This window comes from Achromobacter piechaudii NBRC 102461, assembly GCF_001571245.1.
GTDB classification, from domain to species: domain Bacteria; phylum Pseudomonadota; class Gammaproteobacteria; order Burkholderiales; family Burkholderiaceae_B; genus Achromobacter; species Achromobacter piechaudii.
The window spans coordinates 255600-280708 of sequence record NZ_BCTK01000012.1 but is presented as its reverse complement, the minus strand read 5'-3'; the positions used below and the strand labels follow the sequence as shown (position 1 = coordinate 280708).

At 66.8% G+C, this 25109-nt stretch carries 22 protein-coding genes; 15 read left to right on the top strand and 7 right to left on the bottom strand.

Going from position 1 to position 25109, the window contains the following annotated elements; all coding sequences use genetic code 11:
• The first annotated feature begins 60 nt into the window (after positions 1 to 60).
• Both API01S_RS22720 and API01S_RS22715 read left to right on the top strand, forming a co-directional pair.
• Entirely contained in the window at positions 61 to 996 is a 936-nt protein-coding gene (locus API01S_RS22720; protein ID WP_050728337.1) for a 2-hydroxyacid dehydrogenase, read from the top strand.
• Positions 997 to 1546: 550 nt separating this feature from the next.
• Complete coding sequence (locus tag API01S_RS22715) at positions 1547 to 2380, top strand: AraC family transcriptional regulator (protein WP_050728336.1); 834 nt, start codon at positions 1547 to 1549, stop codon at positions 2378 to 2380.
• A 6-nt stretch (positions 2381 to 2386) separates the two neighbouring features.
• Here API01S_RS22715 and API01S_RS22710 read toward each other — a convergent pair whose 3' ends face one another.
• Positions 2387 to 3283, bottom strand: coding sequence for a LysR family transcriptional regulator (locus API01S_RS22710; RefSeq protein ID WP_231689345.1), 897 nt, complete (start codon positions 3281 to 3283; stop codon positions 2387 to 2389).
• Between the two features lie 159 nt (positions 3284 to 3442).
• Here API01S_RS22710 and API01S_RS22705 point away from each other — a divergent pair, with 159 nt between their 5' ends.
• From API01S_RS22705 to API01S_RS22695, 3 genes are read left to right on the top strand one after another with little or no spacing between them, the layout of a single operon-like run.
• Complete coding sequence (locus tag API01S_RS22705; RefSeq protein ID WP_050728335.1) at positions 3443 to 4423, top strand: Bug family tripartite tricarboxylate transporter substrate binding protein; 981 nt, start codon at positions 3443 to 3445, stop codon at positions 4421 to 4423.
• Positions 4424 to 4460: 37 nt separating this feature from the next.
• Positions 4461 to 6518, top strand: a complete 2058-nt coding sequence (locus API01S_RS22700) for a hydantoinase/oxoprolinase family protein (RefSeq protein ID WP_050728334.1) — start codon at positions 4461 to 4463, stop codon at positions 6516 to 6518.
• Positions 6511 to 8259, top strand: a complete 1749-nt coding sequence (locus API01S_RS22695; protein WP_061306194.1) for a hydantoinase B/oxoprolinase family protein — start codon at positions 6511 to 6513, stop codon at positions 8257 to 8259. Before API01S_RS22700 ends, API01S_RS22695 begins: the two co-directional genes overlap by 8 nt.
• Here API01S_RS22695 and API01S_RS22690 read toward each other — a convergent pair.
• A complete protein-coding gene (locus API01S_RS22690; protein WP_006216662.1) occupies positions 8246 to 9049 on the bottom strand; it encodes a GntR family transcriptional regulator in 804 nt (267 codons plus the stop codon). The two genes, API01S_RS22695 and API01S_RS22690, sit on opposite strands and share 14 nt — an antisense overlap.
• Positions 9050 to 9180: 131 nt before the next feature.
• Here API01S_RS22690 and API01S_RS22685 point away from each other — a divergent pair, with 131 nt between their 5' ends.
• From API01S_RS22685 to API01S_RS22645, 9 genes are read left to right on the top strand one after another with little or no spacing between them, the layout of a single operon-like run.
• Positions 9181 to 10212, top strand: coding sequence for an ABC transporter substrate-binding protein (locus API01S_RS22685; protein ID WP_006216663.1), 1032 nt, complete (start codon positions 9181 to 9183; stop codon positions 10210 to 10212).
• Between the two features lie 58 nt (positions 10213 to 10270).
• Positions 10271 to 11332, top strand: a complete 1062-nt coding sequence (locus tag API01S_RS22680) for an ABC transporter ATP-binding protein (protein WP_006216664.1) — start codon at positions 10271 to 10273, stop codon at positions 11330 to 11332.
• The gene (locus API01S_RS22675) at positions 11329 to 12195 is read left to right on the top strand and encodes an ABC transporter permease (protein WP_061306193.1); all 867 of its coding nucleotides are present in this window, start codon (positions 11329 to 11331) and stop codon (positions 12193 to 12195) included. Before API01S_RS22680 ends, API01S_RS22675 begins: the two co-directional genes overlap by 4 nt.
• Position 12196: 1 nt before the next feature.
• Positions 12197 to 12997: an ABC transporter permease gene (locus API01S_RS22670; RefSeq protein ID WP_006216666.1), complete on the top strand. Its 801-nt coding sequence runs from the start codon at positions 12197 to 12199 to the stop codon at positions 12995 to 12997.
• Positions 12997 to 14154, top strand: coding sequence for an NAD(P)/FAD-dependent oxidoreductase (locus tag API01S_RS22665; protein WP_006216667.1), 1158 nt, complete (start codon positions 12997 to 12999; stop codon positions 14152 to 14154). The genes API01S_RS22670 and API01S_RS22665 overlap by 1 nt, the downstream gene beginning before the upstream one ends.
• The gene (locus API01S_RS22660; RefSeq protein WP_006216668.1) at positions 14138 to 14446 is read left to right on the top strand and encodes a (2Fe-2S)-binding protein; all 309 of its coding nucleotides are present in this window, start codon (positions 14138 to 14140) and stop codon (positions 14444 to 14446) included. The genes API01S_RS22665 and API01S_RS22660 overlap by 17 nt, the downstream gene beginning before the upstream one ends.
• A complete protein-coding gene (locus tag API01S_RS22655) occupies positions 14443 to 15885 on the top strand; it encodes an FAD/NAD(P)-dependent oxidoreductase (protein ID WP_061306192.1) in 1443 nt (480 codons plus the stop codon). The genes API01S_RS22660 and API01S_RS22655 overlap by 4 nt, the downstream gene beginning before the upstream one ends.
• A gap of 4 nt (positions 15886 to 15889) precedes the next feature.
• Positions 15890 to 17050, top strand: a complete 1161-nt coding sequence (locus API01S_RS22650) for an NAD(P)/FAD-dependent oxidoreductase (protein WP_050728329.1) — start codon at positions 15890 to 15892, stop codon at positions 17048 to 17050.
• Positions 17047 to 17436, top strand: coding sequence for a RidA family protein (locus API01S_RS22645; RefSeq protein ID WP_006216672.1), 390 nt, complete (start codon positions 17047 to 17049; stop codon positions 17434 to 17436). Before API01S_RS22650 ends, API01S_RS22645 begins: the two co-directional genes overlap by 4 nt.
• Here the strand turns inward: API01S_RS22645 and API01S_RS22640 are convergent.
• The 5 genes from API01S_RS22640 to API01S_RS22620 all read right to left on the bottom strand — a co-directional run bounded on the left by API01S_RS22640 (position 17411) and on the right by API01S_RS22620 (position 23474).
• Positions 17411 to 18691, bottom strand: coding sequence for an amidohydrolase family protein (locus tag API01S_RS22640; protein WP_050728328.1), 1281 nt, complete (start codon positions 18689 to 18691; stop codon positions 17411 to 17413). The genes API01S_RS22645 and API01S_RS22640 overlap by 26 nt on opposite strands.
• A gap of 138 nt (positions 18692 to 18829) precedes the next feature.
• Entirely contained in the window at positions 18830 to 19780 is a 951-nt protein-coding gene (locus API01S_RS22635; RefSeq protein WP_050728327.1) for an ABC transporter permease, read from the bottom strand.
• A gap of 10 nt (positions 19781 to 19790) precedes the next feature.
• On the bottom strand, positions 19791 to 20864 hold the full coding sequence (locus API01S_RS22630) for an ABC transporter permease (protein WP_050728326.1): 1074 nt from the start codon (positions 20862 to 20864) through the stop codon (positions 19791 to 19793).
• A 49-nt stretch (positions 20865 to 20913) separates the two neighbouring features.
• Complete coding sequence (locus API01S_RS22625) at positions 20914 to 22443, bottom strand: ABC transporter ATP-binding protein (RefSeq protein WP_050728325.1); 1530 nt, start codon at positions 22441 to 22443, stop codon at positions 20914 to 20916.
• Positions 22440 to 23474: a BMP family protein gene (locus API01S_RS22620; protein WP_006216680.1), complete on the bottom strand. Its 1035-nt coding sequence runs from the start codon at positions 23472 to 23474 to the stop codon at positions 22440 to 22442. Before API01S_RS22620 ends, API01S_RS22625 begins: the two co-directional genes overlap by 4 nt.
• 484 nt (positions 23475 to 23958) lie before the next feature.
• Between API01S_RS22620 and API01S_RS22615 the strand changes: the two genes are divergently transcribed.
• On the top strand, positions 23959 to 24873 hold the full coding sequence (locus tag API01S_RS22615) for a DedA family protein/thiosulfate sulfurtransferase GlpE (RefSeq protein WP_050728324.1): 915 nt from the start codon (positions 23959 to 23961) through the stop codon (positions 24871 to 24873).
• Positions 24874 to 25109: the final 236 nt, after the last annotated feature.

The following is a 25109-nucleotide window of genomic DNA, read 5'->3' as shown; positions in this document are numbered from 1 at the left end:
GCGGCGCGCACGCCTGTGGATAAGCCGCAGGCGCGCGCGCCGCAAACCAGGAACTCCACCATGCGGCTCATCATCAACTCCGGCGGCCCCCAGGCGATAGACGCATGGCGCGCGCAATTTCGCACGTTCGCGCCCGAGCTGGACGTGGTGGGCTGGCATGAAGAGGTCGATCCCGCCAGCGTCGATTACGCCCTGGTCTGGGCCCCCGACGCCGGCCGCCTGGCCACCTTTCCCAACCTCAAGCTCATCATCAGCGCCGGCGCGGGCGTCGACCACATCCTGGCCGATCCGCAACTGCCCCGGCACCTGTCCATCGCCCGCATGGTCACCGCCCGCACCCAGACCGAAATGGCGGAATTCGTGCTGACCTGCGCACTCATGCTCACGCGCGATATCAAGCGCGTTGTGGACAACCAGGCGCGACGCCACTGGGAAGTGTTCGAGTCGCTACGCGTCGCCGCCGACGTGCGCGTCGGCATCATGGGCCTGGGCCACCTGGGCATCGCTGCCGCGCAACTGCTCGCGCGCGTGGGCTTCCCCGTCAGCGGCTGGTCACGCGGATCCAGCAAACTCGAAGGCATGCCCTCCTACGCCGGCCAGGCAGAGTTCGGCCAGTTCCTGTCCAACACCGACCTGCTCGTCTGCCTGCTGCCCGCCACCGACGCCACCAAGGGCATCCTCAACACCGCCACGCTATCGCAACTGCCGCGCGGCGCCAGCCTCATCAACGCCGGCCGAGGCGCGCACATGGTCACCCCAGACCTCCTCGCCGCACTGGACAGCGGCCACCTGCAGCAAGCCGTGCTCGACGTCTTCGAGCAAGAGCCGCTACCCGCGGACTCCCCGCTATGGACGCATCCCCAGATCATCATCACCCCGCATTGCGCGGCGATCCCCGACCGCAAGGAACGCGCCCGCCACACCGCATGGCTGATCCAATCCAACGAACGCGGCGAAGCGCTACCCAACATCTACGATCCCAACCGCGGCTATTGACGCCAGGACAGGGCGCGCACCGCCGAGTCGCCACGATGAGGTGCGCGAGTGCGCCCCGCACCACGCCACCCACACCAAGCAAGCTCGCCTCCCACCCCCCACCCCCCATCAGCGCCCCTCACCACGTAAGCCCCAAAAGGCCGCCCGCGCGGCCGACCTGGGGCGGGCCCCGCAAGATCTTCCTCCCCATCCCCTCCCTCCCCAGGAACCCCAAGCACACCGCCCTGCCCCCCCCCGTCAGATTCCCTCTGATCGAGCATGGTGGGGCGGTGGTGGGTGGGAGGCGGGGAGTCGATAAGCCCGAGGGAATCCGAAGGCAGCCGCCGCAGGCGGCAACGAGGATGACGACGGGGCAGTCCGGAGCGAAGGCTCCGGACCGCAATCGTTGACCCGCCTCCCGCCCGCCGCCGCCCCGCCGTGCGCCAAAAGAACACGACCCCAGGCACAACACCGGCACGTCAAACAAAACCCCAGCAACGCCCCTTCCCAACAAAAAAAACAGCAAAATCCGCAAACCCCCCTTAGCTACATTGCCCTCCAAGGAGCAGCCATGAAGCCCACCACCCGATCCCTCTACACCGACCGCCTGGACCCCGTCCTGCGCTGGCTCGCCGCCCACCCCGACGCCGACCCCGACCTGCACCAGCTGGCCGACCTGGCCTGCCTCTCCCCCTATCACTTCCACCGCGTCTACCGCGCCATGCTCGGCGAAACCGTCAACGCCACCGTCCAACGCATCCGCATGCACCGCGCCGCCGCCGCGCTCGCCGATTCCCAAGCCCCCTTGCGAGACATCGCACAACGCGCCGGCTACGACTCCGACGCCGCCTTCAACCGCGCCTTCGGCGCCTTCTTCGGCACCCCGCCCGGCCGCTACCGCACCGCCCGCTCCCAACCCTTCGACTCCCAGGAGAACGCCATGTACCCCATCGCCATCGAAAACTTCGCCGGCGTCACGCTCGCCGTCCTGCCCCACCACGGCAGCTACCAGAACATCGGCCCCGTCTTCACCCGCGCCTTCATGCTCGCCCATGGACAAGGCATCGCCGACCCCGACGCGCCCGGCTTCGGCGTCTACTTCGACGATCCCGAACAAGTCCCCGAAAGCCAGCTGCGATCCCTGGCCGGCATGGTCGTCGCACCCGATGCAACCCTGGGCGGTGGACTGGAACGCCACGTCATCCCCCCGTGCCGCTGCGCCATCCTCACCTACACCGGCCCCTACAACGAAATGGCCAAGCCCTATCAATGGATGTTCTCTGAATGGCTGCCCGCCAGCGGCATGATCCCCGCCGACATCCCCATGTTCGAGCAGTACATGAACGACCCGCGCAGCACCCCGCCCGCCCTGCTGCAAACCCGCATCTGCCTGCCGCTCAAATGACCGCGCCTATCCCAGCACGCCGGCCAGGTACTGCCTGAGCCACGCGTGCGCGGGGTCGTCCTGATAACGCTCGTGCCAGTACAGCGACACCGCGATCGGCGGCAGCGTCAGCGGCACCTTCTGCGTCACGATGCGCGCCGCGCCCGCCATGGCCCGCGCCACGCTCACCGGCATCGTCGCGATCAGATCCGACGCCTCCACGATGAACGGGCACACCAGATAACTCGACAACGTCGCCACGATCTTGCGGCTGCGGTTCTGCCCCATCAGGATGCGGTCGATCGCGGTGCTGAAATAACGCGTGTGCGCCGCCAGATCCAGATGGCCATAACGCAGGTAAGCGTCCAGATTCCAGCGCTTGCGTAAACAGGGATGCCCCTCGCGCACGATGCACACCGCCGGCTCCTGGTACAGAAAGCGCGTGCGCAGATCCGGCGCCGGATCCGGGAAGTATCCCGCGATCAACTCAACATGGTTCGTGTCCAGCATGCTCAAGCCGTGTTGCGGCCGCGCCGGCACGATCTGCAACTGAAAATGCGGCGCGTCCACGGCCAGCCGGGGAATCAGCTTGGGCAACAGCGTGTACTGCACATAGTCCGTCGCATACAGCGACAGCGTGCGTGAAGAGTGAGCCGGGTCGAAGGCCTCGCGCGTGCGCGTTGCGCGATGCCAGCTTTCCAGCAGCGGCTTGAAGTTCTGATGCAGTTCCAGCGCACGCGGCGTGGGCTGCCACGCGCCGCCCTCGCGCACCAGCAGGGGGTCGCCGAACAACTGCCGCAGCCGGTTCATTGCCGCGCTCATCGCGGGCTGGGTGATGTCCAGCGCCTCGGCCGCGCGCGACACGTTGCGGCACGCCATCAGGGCGTCGAAATGCAAAAGCAGATTCAGGTCCGGGTTCTTCACGGCCACGCCCCTATAAATAGCGTTTATACAAATATAAACCTGCCGGACTGCTGCCTTCGAAGCGACAGGCCTAGCATGGCCCTGTTGTTGCAGCGAACCAGGACCGGACACGCATGATCCGGCCACAAGGAAGTTCTATCAACAAGGGGAAACCAAGCCATGAACCATGGGCTGAATAGCAGTTGCCGTCGCATTGCGGCCGGCGTCGTGTTGTTGGCTGCGGCGGGCTCCGCCCACGCCGCGTGGCCGGACAAGGTGATCCGCATCGTCGTGCCGTTTGCGGCTGGCGGGTCCACCGACCTGATCGCGCGCAAGATCGCCGAAGGGCTGGGCCAGCGCCTGTCCGCCAACGTCATCGTCGAAAACCGGCCTGGCGCGGGCGGCACCGTCGGCACGGAGTACGTCGCCCGCCAGCCCGCCGACGGCTACACCATCCTGATGGGTTCGGTCAGCACGCACGGCAGCGCGCCATGCGTCTATTCCAAGCTGCCTTACGACGCCGTCAAGGACTTCACGCCTCTGACCGTGATCGCCACGATTCCGAACGTGATGTCGGTCAACCAGTCAGTGCCCGCCAACAACCTGCCCGAATTCGTAGCCCTGCTGAAGAAGGAGCCCGAGAAATACTCCTTCGCATCCAACGGCCAGGGCACGTCGAACCACCTGGCGGCCGAACTGTTCAAGTCGACCGCGGGCGTGTCGATGGTGCACGTGCCCTATCGCGGTTCGGGTCCCGCCCTGATCGACCTGGTGGGCGGCCAGATCAACATGATGATGGACGTCGTGATGACGTCCTACCCCTATATCAAGGACGGCAAGATCAAGGCGCTGGCTGTCACTTCGCCGCAGCGCTCCAAGCTGTTGCCTGACGTGCCCACCGTGGCGGAGTCCGGTTACCCCGGCTACGAGGCCATGGTGTGGTTCGGCATGCTGGCGCCGGCCAACCTGCCCGAGTCGCTGCGCCAGAAGCTGACCGACGGCCTCACGCAGACCCTGCATGCGCCCGCCATGACAACGTATCTGGAGCAGCAGGGCGCGCAGGTCTCCGATGTGGCGGGCCCCGCATTCGGCGCCATGATCAAGAGCGAGATCGGCAAATGGTGCGGCGTGGTCAAGCAGGCCGGCATCCGCCTGGACTGATCCTGCACCGCAGGACCTTTTCTTTGGAATCAACGATATGTATCGCATAGGGATAGACGTCGGCGGCACCTTCACCGACTTCACGATGATCGACGAGGACGCGGGCGTGGTGCACTTTCACAAAGTGCCCTCGACCCCGCACGATCCATCCGAAGCCATCGCCACGGGTATCGGCCAGATGCTGGAAGACCACGACGTGCCGCCCTCGCAGGTGTCGCACGTGGGGCATGGCACCACGGTCGCCACCAACCTCATCATCGAACGCAAGGGTGCGCGCGTCGGCCTCATCACTACGCGCGGCTTTCGCGACGTGCTGGAGATCGGCCGCCAGACCCGTCCGCATCTGTACGACTACAGCGTCGGCAAGCCGCCCGTTGCCGTGCCGCGCGAGTTCCGTATCGAAGTCAGTGAACGCGTGAACGCCGCGGGCGAAGTGTTGACCGCATTGGACGAGGCGCAGGTGCTGGCGGCCGCGCGGCAATTCGCGGCGGCCGGCATCGAGGCCGTCACGATCTGCTTCCTGCACGCCTACCGCAATCCCGCGCACGAACGCCGCGCGGCGCAGATCGTGGCCGAGGTGATGCCCGACGCCTACATCAGCCTGTCGTCCGACGTGCTGCCCGAGTTCCGCGAATACGAACGCCTGTCCACCACCGTGCTGAATGCGGCGGTCGGCCCGAAGATGGCGCGCTATCTGGAACGCTTCCTGCAACGGGTGCGCGACCTGGACATAGCCCATGAGCCGCACACCATCCATTCCAACGGCGGCCTGATGTCGATAGGCACCGTGCGCCAGTATCCGGTGCGCACCTGCCTGTCCGGCCCGGCAGCCGGCGTCGTGGGCGCGGCGGCGGTCGGACGCGCCATCGGCAGCCTGAATCTGGTCACGTTCGACGTGGGCGGCACCAGCACCGATGTGTCGCTCGTCTGCGAAGGGCGGCCGCTGTTCACCTCGCATCGGCACGTGGCGGGCTATCCCGTGAAGACGCCCATGGTCGATATCCACGTGATCGGCGCGGGCGGTGGCAGCATCGCGTGGCTGGACGACGCGGGCGCCTTGAAGGTGGGGCCGCACAGCGCCGGCGCGGTGCCCGGCCCCGTGGGCTATGGCCGGGGCGGCCAGGAACCCACCATCACCGATGCGGAAATCGCCTTGCAGCGGCTCAATCCCATCGCCCTGCTGAACGGCCGCATGCCCGTGCACGCCGAGGCGGCGCGCGACGTCATCGAACAGCGCGTGGCGCAGCCGCTGGGCCTGGAGCTTGAAGCGGCGGCCGAGGGCATCCTGCGCATCGCGGCGGCCAACATGAGCCGGGCCATCCGCGCGGTGTCGACGGAACGCGGCTATGACCTGTCGCGCTTCGCGCTCTACGCCTACGGCGGCGCGGGGCCGTTGCATGCGGTGGAAGTCGCCGAAGAATGCGGCATCCCCGTGGTGATCGTGCCGCAGGAGCCGGGCACCATGTGTGCGCGCGGCATCCTGCTCAGCGACATCTCCTTTGACTTCGTGCAGAGCGAAATTTCGCTGGCCTCCGAAGCCAGCTGGCCGGCCATCAGCGCCATCTTCGAGAGCCTGCATCAACAAGCCGATCGCTGGTTGGAACAGGAGCGCGTCGATCCCGCGCTGCGCGTGTGCCATCGCGCCATCGACGCGCGCTATGAAGGGCAGAACTTCGAAGTGCAGGTCAGCCTGGACGGCGAAGCTGCCGTTGGCTACGCGGAATTTGCGCGGCGCTTCGCCGAGGCGCACGAGCGCGAATACGGCTACACGGTGGACGATCGCAAGGTGCAGATCATCAATTGCCGCATGCAGGCTGTGGGCCAGGTGGTCAAGGCGCCGCTTGCGCCTCGTCACATTGGCGGTGTGTTGCAGGACGCCAGCCTGGGCCGGCGCAAGGCCTATTTCGGACCGGTGCACGGCTGGCTGGAAACGCCCGTCTACGACCGCGACCGGGTGCCCACGGGCGCGCGCTTCACCGGGCCTGCCCTGCTTGAAGAAATGAGCTCGACCACGGTGGTGGGCGTGGGCCATGAGGCCAGCGTGGACGAGTACGGCAACCTGATCATCCGTTTGCAAGGAGGCTTGCATGACTAAGCCCGACCCCACCGACGCCGGCGCAGCGCTGGCCGATCCGATCGGCATGGAGGTGTTCTGCAACCGCCTGCTGTCCATCACCGAAGACATGAACAACACGCTGGTGCGTGCGTCGTTCTCGACCAATATCAAGGAACGCAAGGATTGCTCGGTGGCGCTGTTCGACGCTACCGGGCGGCTCGTCGCGCAGGGCACCCAGATTCCGCTGCACCTGGGATCGCTCGATGGCGCCATGGGCGCCATCCTGCGCACGTATCCCGTGGATGAGATCCGCGACGGCGACGTGTTCATCTGCAACGATCCCTACCTGGCCGACGGCAGTCACCTGCCCGACATCAACATCGTCACGCCCGTGTTCTGGGACGGCGTGCTGCGCTTCTTCGCGGCCAACATTGCGCACCATTCGGATGTGGGCGGCGCGGTGCCGGGCTCCATCGCGGGCGGCTTGAAGTCCATTTTCGAAGAAGGTATCCGCATCCCCGCCTGCCGCATTGCGCGCCACGGGCAGTCGGACGAAGACCTGTTGCGCCTGATCTGCGCGAACACCCGCGACCCCGAAGAACGCGTGCTGGACCTGCGCGTGCAGATGGCCACGAACCGTCGCGGCGCCGCCGCCGTGCAGGGCCTGATCCGGCAGATGGGACTGGATGCGGTGCTGCGTTCTGTCGATGACGTCATCGCCTATACGCGCCGCCGCCTGCTCAACCGCATCGCCGAGCTTCAGGAAGGCAGCTACACGTTCCGCAGCGACCTGGACGACGACGGCATGGGTGGCGACCCGGTGCCTATCCAGGTCACGCTGACCGTGCGACGCGACAACCTGCACTTTGACTTTGACGGGTCTGGCAAGCAGGCGCGCGGCGCAATGAACCTGCCGTTCAATGCGCTGCGCGCCTGCGTCTATTACGCCGTGAAGGCATTGCTGGATCCCGACCTGGCGCCCAACGCCGGCCTGTTCGATCCCATTACCTTGTCGGCGCCGGTGGGCACCATCACCAATCCGGAACACCCCGCCGCCGTCGGCGCGCGTTCGATCACGGCGCAGAAGGTGGCGGGCGCGATCTTCGGCGCGTTCCGTGGCCTGCTGCCGGCATCCAGGACCATGGCCTCCAGCAACGATTGCTGCCCCGCCATCGTGTTCTCGGGACGCTGGCGCGAACGCGCCGGGCACTTCGTTTACCTGGAAACGCTGGGCGGCGGCGCGGGCGCACGCCTGGACAAGGACGGCATGGACGCCGTGCACGTGCACATGACGAACACGTCGAACCTGCCGGTCGAAGCGCTGGAAAACGAGTACCCATTGTTGATGGACGAATACGCCATGATCCCGGATTCGGGCGGCGCGGGCCGCACGCGCGGCGGCCTGGCGATTGCCAAGCAGATACGCGCGGTGGGGCCGGGCATCGTGTTTTCAGCGCGGTCCGACAGCCATACGGTGGGCGTGGCGTCGGGGGTGGATGGCGGCGGCGACGGGCGCCGCGCGCGGCTGGTGCGCAATTTCGGCACGGAGCAACAGGAAGAACTCTTTTCCAAGACCGCGAACATCGCGCTGGCGCCGGGCGAAAGCGTGCGCATCGAAACGCCGGGCGGCGGTGGCTATGGGCCGCCCTCGGAACGCTCGCAGGCGCGCATCGAGCAGGACCTGGCCGACGGCAAGATCAGCGCCGAGGCGGCGCGCGCCGCATACGGCGTGCGGGGAGCGCTCGCGGTCGACGCTGCGAGTCTGGCTAGGCCACGTTGAGCGTCATCGAGTACTTCATCTTGTCGTGCGGGAAAGTGGTGATGGTGGCCAACAGCAGCAGGCCGCCTTCGCCGTAATAGCGGCGGGTGATGACAAAGCCCGCCGACTTGGGCTCGACCTTGAGTTGCCGGGCAATCGTGGCGTTGATGGGCGTGGCCGAGAACTCCTGGTTCACCTCGGTGATGCGGTCGCCGAAATGGTCTTCGATCAGGCGCAGCAGCGAAATGCGCGACTTGACCTCGACCCGCACGTCGGAGTGCTCGGGATCGGCGTAGATCAGCGTGCTGGCGGCAGCGGTGTTCGCGTCATCCAGCGTTTTGATGGAGTTGATATGCAGCCAGGTCTTGTCGGCCGCGCAGCCCAGCGCTTCGGCCAGGCGCTTGGGCAACTTGATGGTGCGCACGTCCTGCACCAGCAAGGCGGCGTTGCGCGCGTATTGCAGCAGGTCGGGAAACTGCGAGATGCGCTGGGTGAAGCGGGTGCTGGCGCGGGCGGTTTCCACGCGGGTGCCTACGCCGGGGCGGCGCGACACCATGCCTGCCACCGTCAGCATGCGGATGGCTTCGCGGATGGTGTGGCGGCTGGCGTTGAACTGGTCGCACAGCTCGTGTTCGGTGGGCAGCAGCGTCATCACGGGGTAGCGGCCGGTGCTGATGTCGCGCGACAGCGCCTGGAAAATGCTCTTGTAGCGGGGGCCGCCGGCATCGTCTTCGGGCGCGGGCGATTCAGGCTTTCCACGCGCCTGCCGTGCTCCGCCGGGGCCGGCGGCGCGCTCGGAGGATCGGGTCATGGGGGAGGCTCCTTGAATTGTTATATGGGGTTTGTACGGACAATAACCGATTGACAACGATGTCTAGTCGGATTCATTATTTGTCCGGACATTCATGTACGGACAAAGTGTACCAACAATCGGGGGTTTTCATGGGCAAGGTACTTGCAGTGATCGCGGCCGCGACAGTGGCGGCCGGACTCAGCGCGAATGCAGCAGCGCAGCAGAAGTTGGTGGTGGCCGGCTACGGCGGCTCGTTCGAAGACATCATGCGCAAGGACATCTTCCCGCCCTTCGCCAAGCAGCACGGCATCGAGCTGGACTATGTGGCCGGCAACTCCACCAACACGGTGGCGCGTCTGCAAGCGCAGAAAAGCAATCAGCAGATCGATGTGGCCATCATCGATGACGGCCCCATGTACCAGGCCATCGCGCTGGGCTTTTGCGAACCGATCAAGGGCCTGCCCGCCGACGATATCTACAGCACCGCGCGCTACAAGGATGACAAGGCGGTCGCTATCGGCATCGTGGCGACCGGCATCATGTACAACAAGAAGGTCTTCGACGAAAAGAAATGGGCGCCGCCCACGTCCTGGAAGGACCTGAAAGATCCCAAGTACAAAAAGCAGTTGGTCGTGCCGCCGCTGAACAACACCTACGGCCTGCACGCACTGGTGGAATATGCGCGCGAAGGCGGTGGCGGCGAAAAGAAGATCGACCCGGGCTTTACCACCTTCAAGAACGAGGTCGGCCCCAACGTGCTGGTCTACGAGCCTTCGCCCGGCAAGATGACCGAGCTGTTCTCGTCCGGCCAGGCGGTCATTTCTGTGTGGGGCAGCGGCCGCGCCAAATCGTTTGCCGACACGGGCTTCCCGGTGGGCTTCGTGTATCCGCAGGAAGGCGCCTATGCGCTGCTGTCGTCGGTCTGCCCGGTGGCCAAGCCCAACGTCAACCCGATGGCCCAAGCCTTCGTTCAATACCTGGTGACGCCTGAAGTTCAGGAAAAGCTGGCGAACGCATATGGCTACGGCCCGGTCAACAAGAAGGCCAAGGTCACCGACGATCCGCGCGTGCCGTTGCCTATCGGCAAGCGCGCCGCCGACCTGATCGTCATCGATTGGGACACGGTGAACCAGAACCGCGACGACTGGAACAAGCGCTGGACGCGCGAAGTCGAGCGCTGACACGCGCAGCACGCAGTGCAATACGGGGCGGCGCGGCGCGTCGCCCACGGGAGCCTTCATGACCTATCTAGTGCTGGACCGCCTGTGCAAGCGCTATGGCGAGACGACCGCTGTTGAAGAACTGAGCCTGTCGGTGAACCGCGGCGAATTCATATCCCTGCTGGGGCCCTCGGGCTGCGGCAAGACCACCACCTTGCAGATGATCGCGGGCTTTGTCGAACCTACCAGCGGCAGCATCGTGCTGGACGGGCGCGACGTTAGCCGGGTGCCGGCCAACAAGCGCGGCCTGGGTCTGGTGTTTCAGAATTACGCGCTGTTCCCGCACATGACCGCGTCCGAGAACGTGTCGTTCGGCCTGGAGATGCAGCGGGTCAAGAAGGATGAGCGCGAGGCGCGCGTGGCCGATGCGTTGAAGCTGGTGGGACTGGCGCATTTGGCCGACCGCCACCCGGCGCGCATGTCCGGCGGGCAGCAACAACGCGTGGCCCTGGCGCGCGCGCTGGTGATCCGGCCCAGCGTGCTGTTGCTGGACGAGCCCTTGTCGAACCTGGACGCCAAGTTGCGCGAGGAAATGCAGCTGGAACTGCGCAGCATCCAGCGCACGATCGGCACCACCACCATCCTGGTCACGCACGATCAGTCCGAAGCGCTGGCGCTGTCTGACCGCATCGTCGTGATGAACCAGGGCCGCGTCGAGCAGGTGGCCGAACCCTTCCAGGCTTATGAAGGGCCGGCCAGTCATTTCGTGGGCGGCTTTCTGGGCAAAGCCAATGTGTTCACGCCGAAGGCCGAGCAGTACGAGAACGAAACGCGCGCTCGCGTTGGCGAAGCGCACATCCCGATGGCCGGCGCGCCGGTGCCGCAAGGCGCGGTGATCGTGCGGCCCGAGAAGATCCTGTTCTCGGAACCCGCCGCCTGTGCCTTGCCCGGACGCATGAAGACGCGCGTGTTCCAGGGCAACCACTGGCTGTGCCAGGTCGAGACATCGGTGGGCGAAGTCATGGTGATCCGTCAGAACGACGGCGTGGCCGTGCCCGCGGAAGGCGAACCGGTGCATCTGCGCTGGCGCGCGCAGGATATGTGCGAGGTCGCACCCGCGCAACAGGGCCGCGTCTCATGAGCGCGCGCGCCAATCCGTGGATGTTGAGCGCGCCGGCGTTGGTGGTCTACGCCACCTTCCTGGTGGTGCCGATGGCGCTGGTATTGCTGATCAGCTTCTTCGACTTCCAGTTCTACGGCGGCATGCAGGTGACCTTCACCTGGAAGAACTATTTCGAGATCTTCAGCGACGGCTATTACTACGAAATCTACGCGCGCACGTTTGGCGTGGCGGCGGCGGTGACCGTGGCCTGCCTGGTGCTGGGCACGGCGGAAGCCTACGTGCTGTCGCGCATGGCCAATCCGTGGAAGGGCCTGTTCCTGATGGTGGTGCTGGGCCCGTTGCTGATATCGGTCGTGGTGCGCACGCTGGGCTGGGCGCTGCTGTTCGGTTCCACCGGCCTCATCAACAAGGCGCTGATGGGAATCGGATTGATCAGTACGCCCGTTGACCTGATGTACAGCAATCTGGGCGTGGCCATTGCGCTGACGCACGTGCTGGTGCCCTTCATGGTGATCTCGGTGTGGGCGTCGCTGCAACGGATCAACCCGGCGACCGAAGCCGCTGCCTTGTCCTTGGGCGCATCGCAGTTCACGGTGATCCGCCGCGTCATCGTGCCGCAGGTCATGCCCGGCATCCTGTCGGGCGCGATCATGGTGTTTGCAATGGCGGCCAGCTCCTTCGCCACGCCGGCCATCATCGGCGGCCGGCGCTTGAAGAATGTGGCCACCGCCGCCTACGACGAGTTCCTGAACACGCTGAACTGGCCGCTGGGCGCGGCGCTGGCGGTGGTGCTGCTGGTGGCGACCGTGGTGGTGCTGCTGTCGGCCAACCGGATCATCGAGCGCAAATACGGCGCGGTCTTCAACCAGGCAGGAGGCTGACATGCAATTTCGAAACGGCCCCATCGGCCTGGTGTTCCACACGCTGTTCATCCTTTTCATCCTGGCGCCCATCGTCATGGTGTGCGCGGTGGCGTTCACCTCCGAAGGCTTCATCTCCTTGCCCACCAACGGCTTGTCCCTGCGCTGGTTCCGCGCCATCCTGGACAACCCGCGTTTCATCGAAGCGTTCTGGTTCAGCCTGGGCCTGGGCACCTTGTCAGCGACGCTGGCCATCGGGCTGGCCGTGCCCAGCGCGCTGGCGCTGGCGCGCAATCGTTTCCGGGGCCGCGAGGCGCTGGTGGCGTTCTTCCTGTCGCCCCTGATGATTCCGCACGTCGTGCTGGGCCTGGCGTTCCTGAAGTTCTTCACTACGGTCGATCTGGCTGGCACGTATGTGGGCCTGGTGGTGGCGCACGTGATCCTGGTGATGCCGTACGCGCTGCGGCTGGTGCTGGCTTCGGCCACGGGCATCGACCCTGCGCTGGAGCGCGCTGCGCAGTCGTTGGGCGCATCCAACTGGACGGCGTTTCGCCGCGTGGTGCTGCCGCTGTTGCTGCCGGGGGTGGTCAGCGGCTGGGTCATCGCCTTCATCACCAGCTTCGATGAGCTGACCATGTCGATCTTCATCGCCTCGCCGTCCACCACCACGCTGCCGGTGCGGATCTTCCTGCATATCGAAGACACCATCGATCCGCTGGTGACCGCCGTATCGGCCGTGCTGATTTACGTGACGATCATCGCCATTTTCATTCTGGACCGCGTGGTCGGCCTGGAGAAGCTGTTTGTAGGAAAGGGACGCTAATGACGGACGAGAAAGAACTGGCGCCGCGCGCGCCCGTGCATCGCGGCATCTACGACGCCGTGGTGATCGGCGGCGGGCTGGTGGGATCGGCGATTGCCTATGGCTTGCGGCGCGAGCTGGACCATGTGGCGGTGCTGGATGAAGGCGACGTGGCCTATCGCGCGTCGCGCGGCAATTTCGGGCTGGTGTGGGTGCAGAGCAAAGGCATGGGCCTGCCGCGCTACGGCGTGTGGACGATGACGTCCGCCTCGGGCTGGCCGCGTCTGGCCGCGCAACTGCTGGAGGAAACCGGGGTTGATGTGCATCTTGAGCAGCGCGGCGGACTGCATGCGCTGCTCAGTGACGAAGAAGTGGAGGCGCGCGGCAATTTCATGAAGACGCTGCTGGCGCAGCCCGGCATGGCGCAATATGACTGGAAGCTGCTGGACCGCGCCGAGGTGGCCGATCTGGTGCCGGGCATCGGCCCGGATGTGCGCGGCGCCACGTGGACGCCGGTCGATGGCATCGCCAACCCGCTCAAGCTGCTGCGCGCCTTGCATGCGAGTTTTGCACAGCGGGTTGTGGATTACCTGCCGCGCCGTCCCGCGCAAACCGTCACGCAGCGCGACGGCGTGTTCGACATCGCGACGCCGTCGGGCACGGTGCGCGCGCGCAAGGTCGTGCTTGCCTCGGGCCTGTCCAACAAGGATCTGGGCGCGCAGGTGGGGCTGGACGTGCCGGTGCGGCCGCAGCGCGGCCAGATCGTAGTGTTGGAACGCACGCGTCGCCTGCTGGAAACGCCGCTGTCCACGTTGCGCCAGACCGACGAAGGCACGTGGTTGATCGGCGATTCGCAAGAAGAAGCGGGCTATGTGGACAACCTGGTCGGGCTGCCCATCCTGGGCACGCTGGCCGACCGCGCCGTGCGTACCTTGCCCGCCTTGCGCGACGTGCGCGTGGTGCGCAGCTGGGCGGCGCTGCGCGTGATGTCCAAGGACGGCTTTCCGATTTATCAGCAATCCGAAACGTGCCCCGGCGCCTTCGTCGCCACCTGTCATAGCGGCGTGACGCTGGCCGCCGCGCACGCACTCAATCTGGCGCCCATGATCGTGGCCGGCAAGCTTGCCGACGACATGGCGCCCTTCTCGACCCGGAGGTTCCATGTTCAAGAGGCTTGAAGAGGCGCAGCGCCAGACGCAAGGCGCGCCCGTGCGCGTGACGGTCAATGGGGCCGAGCTGCAATGCCGCCAGGGCGACAGCGTGGCGGCGGCCTTGTTCGCCGGTGGCGTGTCGGCCTGTCGCGACACGGCCGTGAACGAAGTGCCGCGCGGCCCCTATTGCATGATGGGCGTGTGCTACGACTGCCTGGTCACCATTGATGGCCAGGCGAACCAGCAGGGCTGCATGACGGCCGTGCGCGAAGGCATGAAGATCGAGCGCCAGCTGGGCGCGCGCAAGGTGCAGGCATGATCGAGACGACGCAATGCGATTTGCTGGTGGTGGGCGCGGGTCCTGCCGGCTTGGCGGCGGCGACGCTGGCGGCCGGGCTGGGCGTGGACACCGTCTTGCTGGACGAACAGGCGGCGCCGGGCGGACAGATCTATCGCGCCATCACAACCACCCCCGTTACCGACCGGGGCATCCTGGGTGAAGACTATTGGCACGGCGCATCGCTGGTTGCGCCGTTCAAGCAGTCGGGCGCGCGATACGTGCCGGGTGCAACGGTATGGGCCGTGGCCGAGCGCACCGCGCCGCATCCCGAAAAAGGATTTGAAGTGGCGTACTCCGTGGCGGGCGAAGCGCGCATCGTGCACGCGCGCCGCCTGCTGCTGGCCACGGGCGCGCAAGAGCGGCCCTTTCCCATTCCCGGCTGGACGCTGCCCGGTGTCATCACCGCGGGCGCGGCGCAGATTCTGTTGAAGTCAGCCGGCGTGGTGCCTGCCGACCGTACGGTGCTGGCGGGCAGCGGCCCGCTGCTGTATCTGGTGGCCTGGCAATATCTGAACGCGGGCGTGAAGATCGACGCGCTGCTGGAAACCACGCCGCCCGGCCGCATGGGGCAGGCGCTGCCCAAGGTGTGGGGCTTTTTGCGTTCGCCGTATCTGGGCAAGGGCCTGAAGCTGCTGCGCGCGGTCAAGGCGGCGGTGCCCATCGTCAAGGGCGTCACGTCGCTGGAAGCGCTGGGCGAGGACAAGCTGCACAGCGTGCGCTACACGGCGGGCGGCGTTACCAAGACCTTGCCCGCCGAACAGCTGATGCTGCATCAGGGCGTGGTGCCCAATGTGAACCTGTCGCGCGCGGTCGGCGCCGAGCACCGCTGGAACGAGGCGCTGGATTGCTGGGAACCGCAGGTCGACGAATGGGGGCTGACGACGGTGGACGGCATCGGCATGGCGGGCGACGGCGCGGGCATCGCGGGCGCGCTGGCGGCGGAGCACCGGGGCCGCCTGGCCGCGTTGCAGGCCGCGCATCTGCTGGGTCGCATCGACGCCCGCAAGCGCGACAGCGAGGCCGCCGCGCCGCGTGACGCGCTGGCCCGTGCGGTGCGGGGCCGCGAGTTCTTCGACGCGCTCTACAAGGCGCCCGATGCATTCAGACGGCCGACGGGCGACACCATCGTGTGCCGCTGCGAGGAAGTCACCGCCGCGCAGGTGCGCGAGACGGTCAAGCTGGGCTGCTCCGGTCCGAACCAGATGAAGGCGTTCCTGCGTTGCGGCATGGGACCGTGCCAGGGCCGCTTCTGCGGGCTGACGGTGGCCGAGATCATCGCCGAGGAACGCGGCGTGCCGACGCAGGAAGTGGGCTACTACCGGCTGCGCTTTCCGACCAAGCCGCTGACACTGGGAGAGCTTGCGTCGCTGCCGCAGACCGACGATTCCCGACAAGCCGTCGTGCGCCTGAAAAAGTGATGCCATGACCGGGTCAACGCGGTCGGCACAGGTCATCATCATCGGCGGCGGGCTGCACGGCAGCTCGGCCGCGCTGCATCTGGCGCGGGCGGGCGTGTCCGCTCTGGTGATCGAAAAGAACTACGTGGGGCGGCATGCTTCCGGCGTGAACGCGGGCGGCGTGCGCACCCTGTCGCGCCATCTGGCCGAGGTGCCGCTGGCGCTGGCCTCGCGCGAACTTTGGTATCGCATCAGCGAGCTGGTCGATGACGACTGCGGTTTCGAGCAGCATGGCCAGGTGCGCGTGGCCGAGGATGCGGCCGACGTCGACACCTTGCAGACGCGCCTGCGCACGATGACCGATCACGGCTACACGCATGAACAATGGATCAGCGCCGAGGACCTGCGTGCAATGATCCCCGCCATCGCGCCCACCGTGCAGGGCGGATTGATTGCGCGCGAGGATGCGGCGGCCGATCCTTATCGCACGACGTTGGCGTTCCGGACCAAGGCCGCCAGCCTGGGCGCGCGCTTTGTCGAAGGCGTGCGGGTGGACAAGGTGGCGCGCGTGGACGGCCAATGGCGCGTCGATACCGATGCGGGCGTCTACACCGCGCCGCAGGTGTTGAACTGCGCGGGCGCCTGGGCCGATCGCATCGCGGCGCAATGGGGCGAACCCGTGCCGCTGTTGGCGATCAGCCCCATGATGCTGGTGACGCTGCGCATGGATCACTTCCTGGACCCGGTGGTGTTGGGCACGGGCCGCGCCTTGTCGTTCAAGCAGCGCAGCAACGGCACCGTGCTGATCGGCGGCGGGCGGCGCGCGTGGGTGGACCGCGATGCGGAATGGACCGAGCTGGATTTCCGGTCCCTTGCCGAAGGCGCGCGCACCGTCTGCGATCTGTTTCCGCACATGCGCGACGCCATCGTGAACCGGGGCTGGGCCGGCATCGAGGCGGCCATGCCCGACGAGATTCCCGTGATCGGCCGCAGCAGCCGGCACGAGACCGCGTTTCATGCGTTCGGCTTTTCGGCGCATGGTTTCGAGCTGGGCCCGATCGTGGGCCGCATCATGGCCGACCTGATCACTACCGGCGCGACGGACTTGCCGATCGCGCCGTTTCGGATAGAACGTTTTTCGGACGCGACCCTCGCGTCCACCCCATCAAAGGAGCAACGCGAATGAACGACGACATCGTGCGCAAGCAAACCAACCAGCGCCTGAGCCGCATCGTGATCCATGGCGACACGGTCTATGTGGCGGGCGTGACATCGAACGCGGAAGGCGGCATCGCCGCGCAGACGCGCGACGCGCTGGCCAAGATCGACGGCTATCTGGCCGAGGCCGGCACCGACAAATCGCGGCTGTTGTCGGTGCAGATCTGGCTCAAGGATATCGACCGCGATTTTGCCGGCATGAACGGCGTGTGGGCCGAGTGGGCGTTGCCCGAGGCGATGCCCACGCGCGCCACCTGCGAGGCCAAGCTGGCCGCGCCCGAGTTGCTGGTGGAGATCATCGTCACCGCCGCGAAACGGCCGCCTTACGTCAGCGGGCCGGTGTCTGAAAGCTGACCTGACCAGGACGACCCGGCAGGTTCAGCGTCGCGGTGGCGGGCGGCGTGGTGGCGATGACCTCGCCGCCTCGCATCACCATCAGGCGAGTGGCGCGCAGGCGTAGCGCTTCGACCGGATCGCGCGCTTGGAGCAATACCAGGTCGGCGCGCTTGCCGACCGCGATGCCCGTTTCGTCCAGGCCCAGGATCTTTGCGGGCGTGGTCGTTACCGCTTCGAAACAGGCGCGCATGGCGTCCTGGCCCGTCATCTGGGCCACGTGCAGGCCCATGTGCGCCACTTCCAGCATGTCGCCAGAACCCAGGCTGTACCACGGGTCCATCACGCAATCATGGCCAAAGGCCACCGGCACGCCGGCCGCCAGCAGCTCGGGCACGCGCGTCATGCCACGGCGCTTTGGATAGGTGTCGTGACGGCCTTGCAGCGTGATGTTGATGAGCGGGTTGGCAATGGCCGACACGCCGGCCTCGCGCATCAGCGGGATCAGCTTGGACACGTAGTAGTTGTCCATCGAATGCATGGATGTCAGGTGCGAGCCGGTGACGCGGCCTTGCAGGCCCAGACGCTGCGTGTGATAGGCCAGCGTTTCGATATGGCGCGAGAGCGGGTCATCGCTTTCGTCGCAGTGCATGTCCACGCGCAAGCCGCGTTCAGCGGCCAGTTCGCACAGGATGCGCACGGATTCCGCGCCGTCCTGCATGGTGCGTTCAAAGTGCGGGATGCCGCCCACCACGTCCACGCCCATGTCGAGCGCGCGTTTCAGGTTGTCCAGTGCGCCCGGCGCGCGCAGCACGCCGTCCTGCGGGAAGGCGACCAGTTGCAGATCCAGATACGGTTTGACCTTGTCGCGCACGTGCAGCAGCGCTTCGGTGGCGAGCAGGCGCGGATCGCAGACGTCCACGTGCGAGCGGATGGCCAGCAGGCCGCGCGCAACTGCCCAATCGCAATAGGCCAGCGCGCGCTCCACCAGCGCCTCTTGCGTCAGGAGCGGCTTGAGTTCGCCCCACAGCGCGATGCCTTCAAGCAGCGTGCCGGACTGGTTCACGCGCGGCAGTCCGAAGGACAGCGTGGAATCCATATGGAAGTGCGCGTCCACAAAGGGCGAGCTCACCAACTGCCCAGCGGCGTCGATGATCTGGCCGGCCTCGGCGCGCAGCGCAGGCTCCACCGCCGTGATGCGGCCTTGCGCCACGCCGATATCCACATTCGTGCGGCCATCGGCCAGCGTGCAGTTCTTGATGATCAAATCGAGCATAGACAGCCCCTAAAACAAATTAAAAAAAGCGCTTCAGCGAAGCCCCCCATCCAGGTCGCACGGAGCCGGCTCCGCCGGTCCGTCGCGACGCCCCCTTGAGGGGGAAGCGCGAAGCGCTGCGGGGGTGGGTCTAGCCTTTTAGCGTTCGCCCTTGCGGTACGGCTTCATCAACGCTTGCGGGTAGGCGGCGCGGCGCGCCATCACCACCAGCGCCAGGATGGACAGGATGTAGGGCAGCATCAGGTACACCTGATACGGTAGCTCAGGCAGGCCGGGCAAGGCCGCGCCGCCCTGTTGCAGGCGCAGTTGCAGGGCGTCGAAGAAGGCGAAGATCAGCGCGCCCAGCAGCGCCTTGCCGGGCCGCCAGGATGCGAACACGACCAGCGCCACGCAGACCCAGCCACGGCCGTTGACCATGTTGAAGAAGAAGGCGTTGAAGGCGGCCAGCGTCAGGAAGCTGCCCGCCACGCCCATCAGCGCGGACCCGGCCACGATGGCGCCGATGCGCAGACGCGTCACCGACAGGCCCTGCCCTTCGGCGGCGGCGGGGTTTTCGCCCACCATGCGGATCGCCAGGCCGACCGGCGTGCGGTTCAGCACCCACGCCAGGATCGGCACGGCGGCCAGCGCGATCAGCGTCATCGGCGTCTGGCCCGCCAGCACGGGACCGATCACGGGTATGCCCTCCAGGAACTTCATCTCGGCAAACGGCGTGATGGTGGGCGGCGTGTTCACGCTGGGAAACGTCACGCGATAAGCGAAGTAAGACAGGCTGGTCGCTAGCAGCGTCACCCCCAGCCCCGACACGTGCTGCGACAGGCCCAGCGGCACCGTCAGCACGGCGTGCAGCAGGCCGAACACCGCGCCGGCCAGCGCCGCCGCCAACACGCCCACGTACAGCGGCGCGCCCAGGTACACCACCAGCCAGCCGGTGAAGGCGCCGGCCGCCATGATGCCCTCGATGCCCAGGTTCAGCACGCCCGCGCGTTCGCATAGCAACACGCCCAGCGTGCCGAGAATCAGCGGCGTCGCCAGACGCAGCACGGCGACCCAGAAGGCCGAGGAACTCAACAGATCCATCCATTCCATGGCGTGCTCCTCAAGCCCGGTTGCGGCGCAGGCGGTACTGCGCAAATAGCGTCGCGACCAGCATGGCGAGCAACGAGGTGGCGACGATGACGTCGGCGATGTAGTTCGGTACGGCGATGGCGCGGCTCATGCTGTCCGCGCCCACCAGCATGCCGGCAACGAAGATGCTGGCCAGGATCACGCCCAGCGGATGCAGGCCGGCCAGCATGGCGACGACCACGCCGGTGTAGCCATAGCCCGGCGACATATCCAACGTGACGTAGCCGGTGCGGCCCGCCACTTCGATGGCGCCCGCCAGACCGGCCAGCGCGCCGGACAACATGGCGGTGCCCAGCATCACGCGGTTGACCGGCAGGCCCAGGAAACGCGAGGCGTGCGCGTTCGCGCCCACCGCGCGCATCTGAAAGCCGAAGACGGTGTAGCGATTGAGCAGCCACAGGCCCAATGCCAGCCCCGCCGCCCACAGCAGCCCGGTGTGCGCGCGCGTGCGTTCGATCAGCTTGCCCAGTTCCAAGTCGCCGTTCAGCGCGACGGACTGCGGCCAGCCCATCGCCATCGGGTCCTTCATGGGACCGTCCAGCATCATGGACACGAACAGCAGCACGATGAAGTTGCCCAGCAGCGTGGTCACCACTTCATCGACGCCCAGCCGGGTTTTCAGCAGCGCCGGAATCAGCAGCAGCAAGGCGCCTGCCAGCGCGGCCGCCAGCATCATGCCGCCGAACAGCACGGGCACCGGCAGGTCGAAGCCCGTGCCGTCATGCAGCCCGCCGATGGCCACGGCCGCCAGCGCGCCCAGGTACAACTGGCCTTCCGCGCCGATGTTGTAGAAGCGCGCGCGAAACGCCACGGCGCAGGCCAGGCCCGTCAGCATCAGCGGCGTGGCGCGGGTCAGCGTTTCCGACAGCGCAAAGCGCGAACCGAACGCGCCTTCGAACAGCAGCGCGTAGGTACGGCCCACCGGCGCGCCGGCCCAGGCGACCAGCAGCGTGCAGACCGCCAGGGTGAAGAGGATGGCCGCGATCGGGGCCAAGGCCAGCGCCATGCGGCTGGGCTCGGGGCGGCGTTCCAGGATCAGTTTCATGCGAGTGATGCTCAATAAAGAGGGAAGCGGCGCGGAACGGCGCGGGCCGTTACGCGCGGGTTCCCGTCATGGCCAGGCCCACGGTGGCGGGCGTCCATTCGGCCACCGGCTTGACGGCGACCAGCTTGCCGCCGCACAACACGGCGATGCGGTCGGCCAGGGCGAAGATTTCTTCCAAGTCTTCGGACACCAGCAGCACGCCCGCACCGCGCGCGCGGGCGGCCAGCAACTGCTCGCGCACGTAGGCCACGGCGCCGATGTCCAGGCCCCAGGTTGGCTGGTCGGCGACGATGAAGCGCGGTTCGCGCGCCAGCGTGCGGCCCAGGATCAGCTTTTGCATATTGCCGCCGGACAGGCTGCGCGTACGCACGTCCAACGACGCCGCGCGCACATCGAACTGCTTGGCCAGCGATGCCGCGTAGGCTCGGCCCGCGCGCGCGCGGATCAGGCCATAGCGCGCGAAGCGCTTGTCCTTCAAATCTTCGACGATGGCGTTTTCCCAAAGCGGGCTGTCGCCGATCATGCCTTCGCCGTGGCGGTCTTCGGGGATGCGGCCCACGCGGGCGGCGGTCCAGCCCGCAGGCGTGGTGGGCGCGACGGCGTGTTCTGCGCCCAGCCGGATCGTGCCATCGCTGGGTTGGCGCAGGCCGGTCAATACCGACACCAGCGCCTGCTGCCCGTTGCCGGCCACGCCGGCGATCGCCACGATTTCATGTTTGTGGACAACGAGGTCCAGGCTGTCCAGGCGCGGCGCACCCTCGCGGCCATCGCGCACGGTGACTTGCGACAGCGTCACGACCGGCGCGGCCTGTTCGGCGGCAGCCACGGCTTCGGCGCGCGGCATGACCACCTTGCGGCCCACCATCAGCTCGGCCAGTTCGGCGGGGCTGGTGCCGGCGGTGTCGCACTCGGCCACCAGCTTGCCCTGGCGCAGCACGGCCACGCGGCGCGACACGGCCATCACTTCGTCCAGCTTGTGCGAGATGAAGATGACTGCCAGGCCTTCGTCGACAAAGCCGCGCAAGGTCGCGAACAGATCCTGCACTTCCTGCGGCGTCAGCACCGCGGTGGGCTCGTCCAGGATGAGCACGCGCGCGCCGCGATACAGCGCCTTCAGGATTTCCACGCGCTGCTTTTCGCCGACGGACAGGCTGCCCACGCGCGCGTCCGGGTCCACGCCCAGGCCGAAGCGCTGGCCCAGTTCAACCAGGCGGCGGCGCGCCTTGGTGCGGCCCGAGGCCAGCTTCCACAACGATTCCGTGCCGACCATGATGTTGTCCAGCACGGTCAGGTTGTCGGCCAGCGTGAAGTGCTGATGCACCATGCCTACGCCCGCCGCCAGCGCGGCGTCGGGCCGGCCGGGCGGCAGGGGCTTGCCGAACACATCGATACTGCCGGCGTCGGCCACGTAGTGGCCGAACAGGATCGACACCAGGGTCGATTTGCCGGCGCCGTTCTCGCCCAGCAAGGCCAACACCTCGCCTTGCGCGAGCGTCAGCGAGATGTCGTCGTTGGCCGTGAGGCTGCCGAACCGCTTGGTGATCCCTGTCAGTTGCAGGGCGAGAGGCGCTGGTTTCATCGTGCCGAGGACTTGGGTTCTTTGTCGTTGACCTTGACGGTGAAGCTGCCATCCAGAATGGCCTTCTGCTTGGCATCCACCTTGGCGATCAGGTCGGCGGGGATCTTCGATTGGAAGGTGCCCAACGGCGCCAGCGACGAGCCCTTGTGCTTCATCAGCGAGTATTGGCCATAGTCGTCGGCCTTGAACGTGCCGGCCTTCACTTGCTTGAGCGCTTCGTCGATGGTGGGCTCCATGCTCCACAGGGCGGACGCCACGACGGTCTCGGGGTATTGCGGCTGGGTGTCGATCACGTTGCCGATGGCCAGCTTGCCGCGTTCCTTGGCGGCGTCCGACACGCCAAAGCGCTCGGCGTACAGCACGTCCGCGCCCTTGTCGATCATGGCGAAGGCGGCTTCCTTGGCCTTCGGGGGATCGAACCACGACCCGATGAAAGTCACGGTGAACTCGGCCTTCGGGTTCACTTCCTTGGCGCCTTCCATGAAGGCTTGCATCAGACGGTTCACTTCCGGAATGGGATAGCCGCCGACCAGGCCGATCTTGCCCGACTTGCTCATGCCGCCGGCGATCATGCCGGTCAGGTAGGCCGGTTCCTGGATGTAGTTGTCGAACACCGAGAAGTTCGGTTGCTGCGGCTTGCCCGAGGAACCCATCAGGAAGGCGGTCTGCGGGTAGTCCTTGGCCACCTTGCGGGCGGCGGCTTCCACCGCGAAGGCTTCGCCCACCACCAGCTTGTTGCCCTGCTCGGCGTACTGGCGCATGACGCGCTCGTAGTCGGCGTTGGTGACGTTTTCCGAGAAGGTGTAGTCGATCTCGCCACGGTCGCGAGCGGCCGTCAGGGCCTTGTGAATGCGCGACACCCATTGCTGTTCCACCGGCACCGTATAGATGGCGGCGACCTTGGTCTTGGCGGGCGCCTGGGCATGCGCCAGGCCCGAGAACAGCAGCGCGCCGGTGGCGGCGGCCGCGGCCAGCTTGAGCAGGCCACGGCGGGCGATGCCGCCTGCGGACGGGAGGGACAGGGATTTCATGCGGGTGACTCCTTCGCGGGGGATGGAAACGTGAGGGAAAGACGGTGTTGCGGGGACGCTGCGGTGCGCCTCGGGACGGGCGGCGCGGGCCGGGTCGCGGCTCGCGGCCCCATGGTTCCGGCCGTCGGCGGGCAGGCCAGGACGAGCGGGCGGAAACGTAGGCGTGGGATCGGTCATCGGATGGAGGCGCCAGACGGCGCGCCCTATCCACATGGTCGGGTCCGCAGCCAGTGCTGGCGAAGCAAGTTGTATGCCATGGAAGTCCACCCGGACTAGTCGGGGAAACCTGATGGCCGGGCGGAATTATAGGCACCCTCGCAGGGAAACGTGGCACCAATTTGGTGCCCGCCGTTGCTCGTCTTGGACATGCGTGTCGCAAAACGCGATTCGAATGGCGGGTTCGTCCGGTAAACCGACAGGCGGCGCTGCCGCACCCGTAAAATCGCCGCTTCGGCTGCGCGTGGCGCGGCAGGCTGGAAGATCCATGCAAGACATTCAATTGCTGCTCGAACAGTACGGCGGGTGGCTGGTGTTCGCCAACGTCCTGGTCGAACAGGCGGGGCTGCCCGTGCCCGCCTATCCCATGTTGATCGCGGCCGGTGCGCTGGGCGGCGCGGCGGGCTGGCTCGCGCCGTGGCTGGCCGCCACCGTGGCATGCCTGTTGGCCGACACGCTTTGGTACGTGGCGGGCCGGCGCTATGGCGCGCGGCTGCTGGGGGTGGTGTGCAAGCTGTCGCTGTCGCAGGATTCCTGCATCCGCCAGACGCAGCGCCTGTATTTGCGCATAGGCGTGCGCGCCTTGCTGGTGTGCAAATTCCTGCCGGGCGCTGGCGCGCTGTCGACCGTCATGGCCGGGCTGACCGGCACCGCCTACCGGCGCTTTCTGCTCTACGACCTGGCCGGCGCCATGATCTGGGCCGGCTCGGCGCTGCTGCTGGGCGGGCTGTTCCATAGCGTGATCAACGACGTGCTCGATCTGTTGGGCACGTATGGGCCGATGGGCCTGGGCGTCCTGGCGGCGGTGCTGGGCCTGTACATCCTGGCGCGCTTTCTGCGCCGCCGCATTCTGCTGCGCAGCCTGCGCATCATTCCGCGCGTGTCCGTCGACGAGCTGATGCAGTGGCGCCAGGACGGCCGCAACCCGCTGGTCTTTGACGTGCGGCCCGAGGCCACGAGCGACGCCGCGCGCATTCCCGGCGCTATCGCTGTGGACCTGAAGGCGCCCTTGCCCGCGCTGGATGCGCAAGCGCTGGAGTCCGACATCGTGGTCTATTGCGCCTGCCCCAACGAGGTGTCGGCCGCGCTGCTGGCCTCGCGCCTGCGCGCGGCGGGCTATCCGAAGACGTGGGCGCTGCGCGGCGGCTTCGAGGCCTGGACGGAGCGCAACCACGGAGCTTGAACCGGGCGCGCGCGGTGTGCGTTGCGAAAGATCGGGCCTACGTAGTGCCGGAGACGACGCCTGCGCGCTACGTCCGGCCCGTTGAAGGTGGAACCCAACTACGACGCGGTCTCTGGCGGCGTTGCTCGGCGAGCCTCGGACGCGGCCGAGGCGCATCAGCGATTATTTCCCTTTCTGGCCGCGCCCCAAAAGCAGTCTTGCGCCTGATCTCGGGAACGGGGTCGTGCGAAGCATTT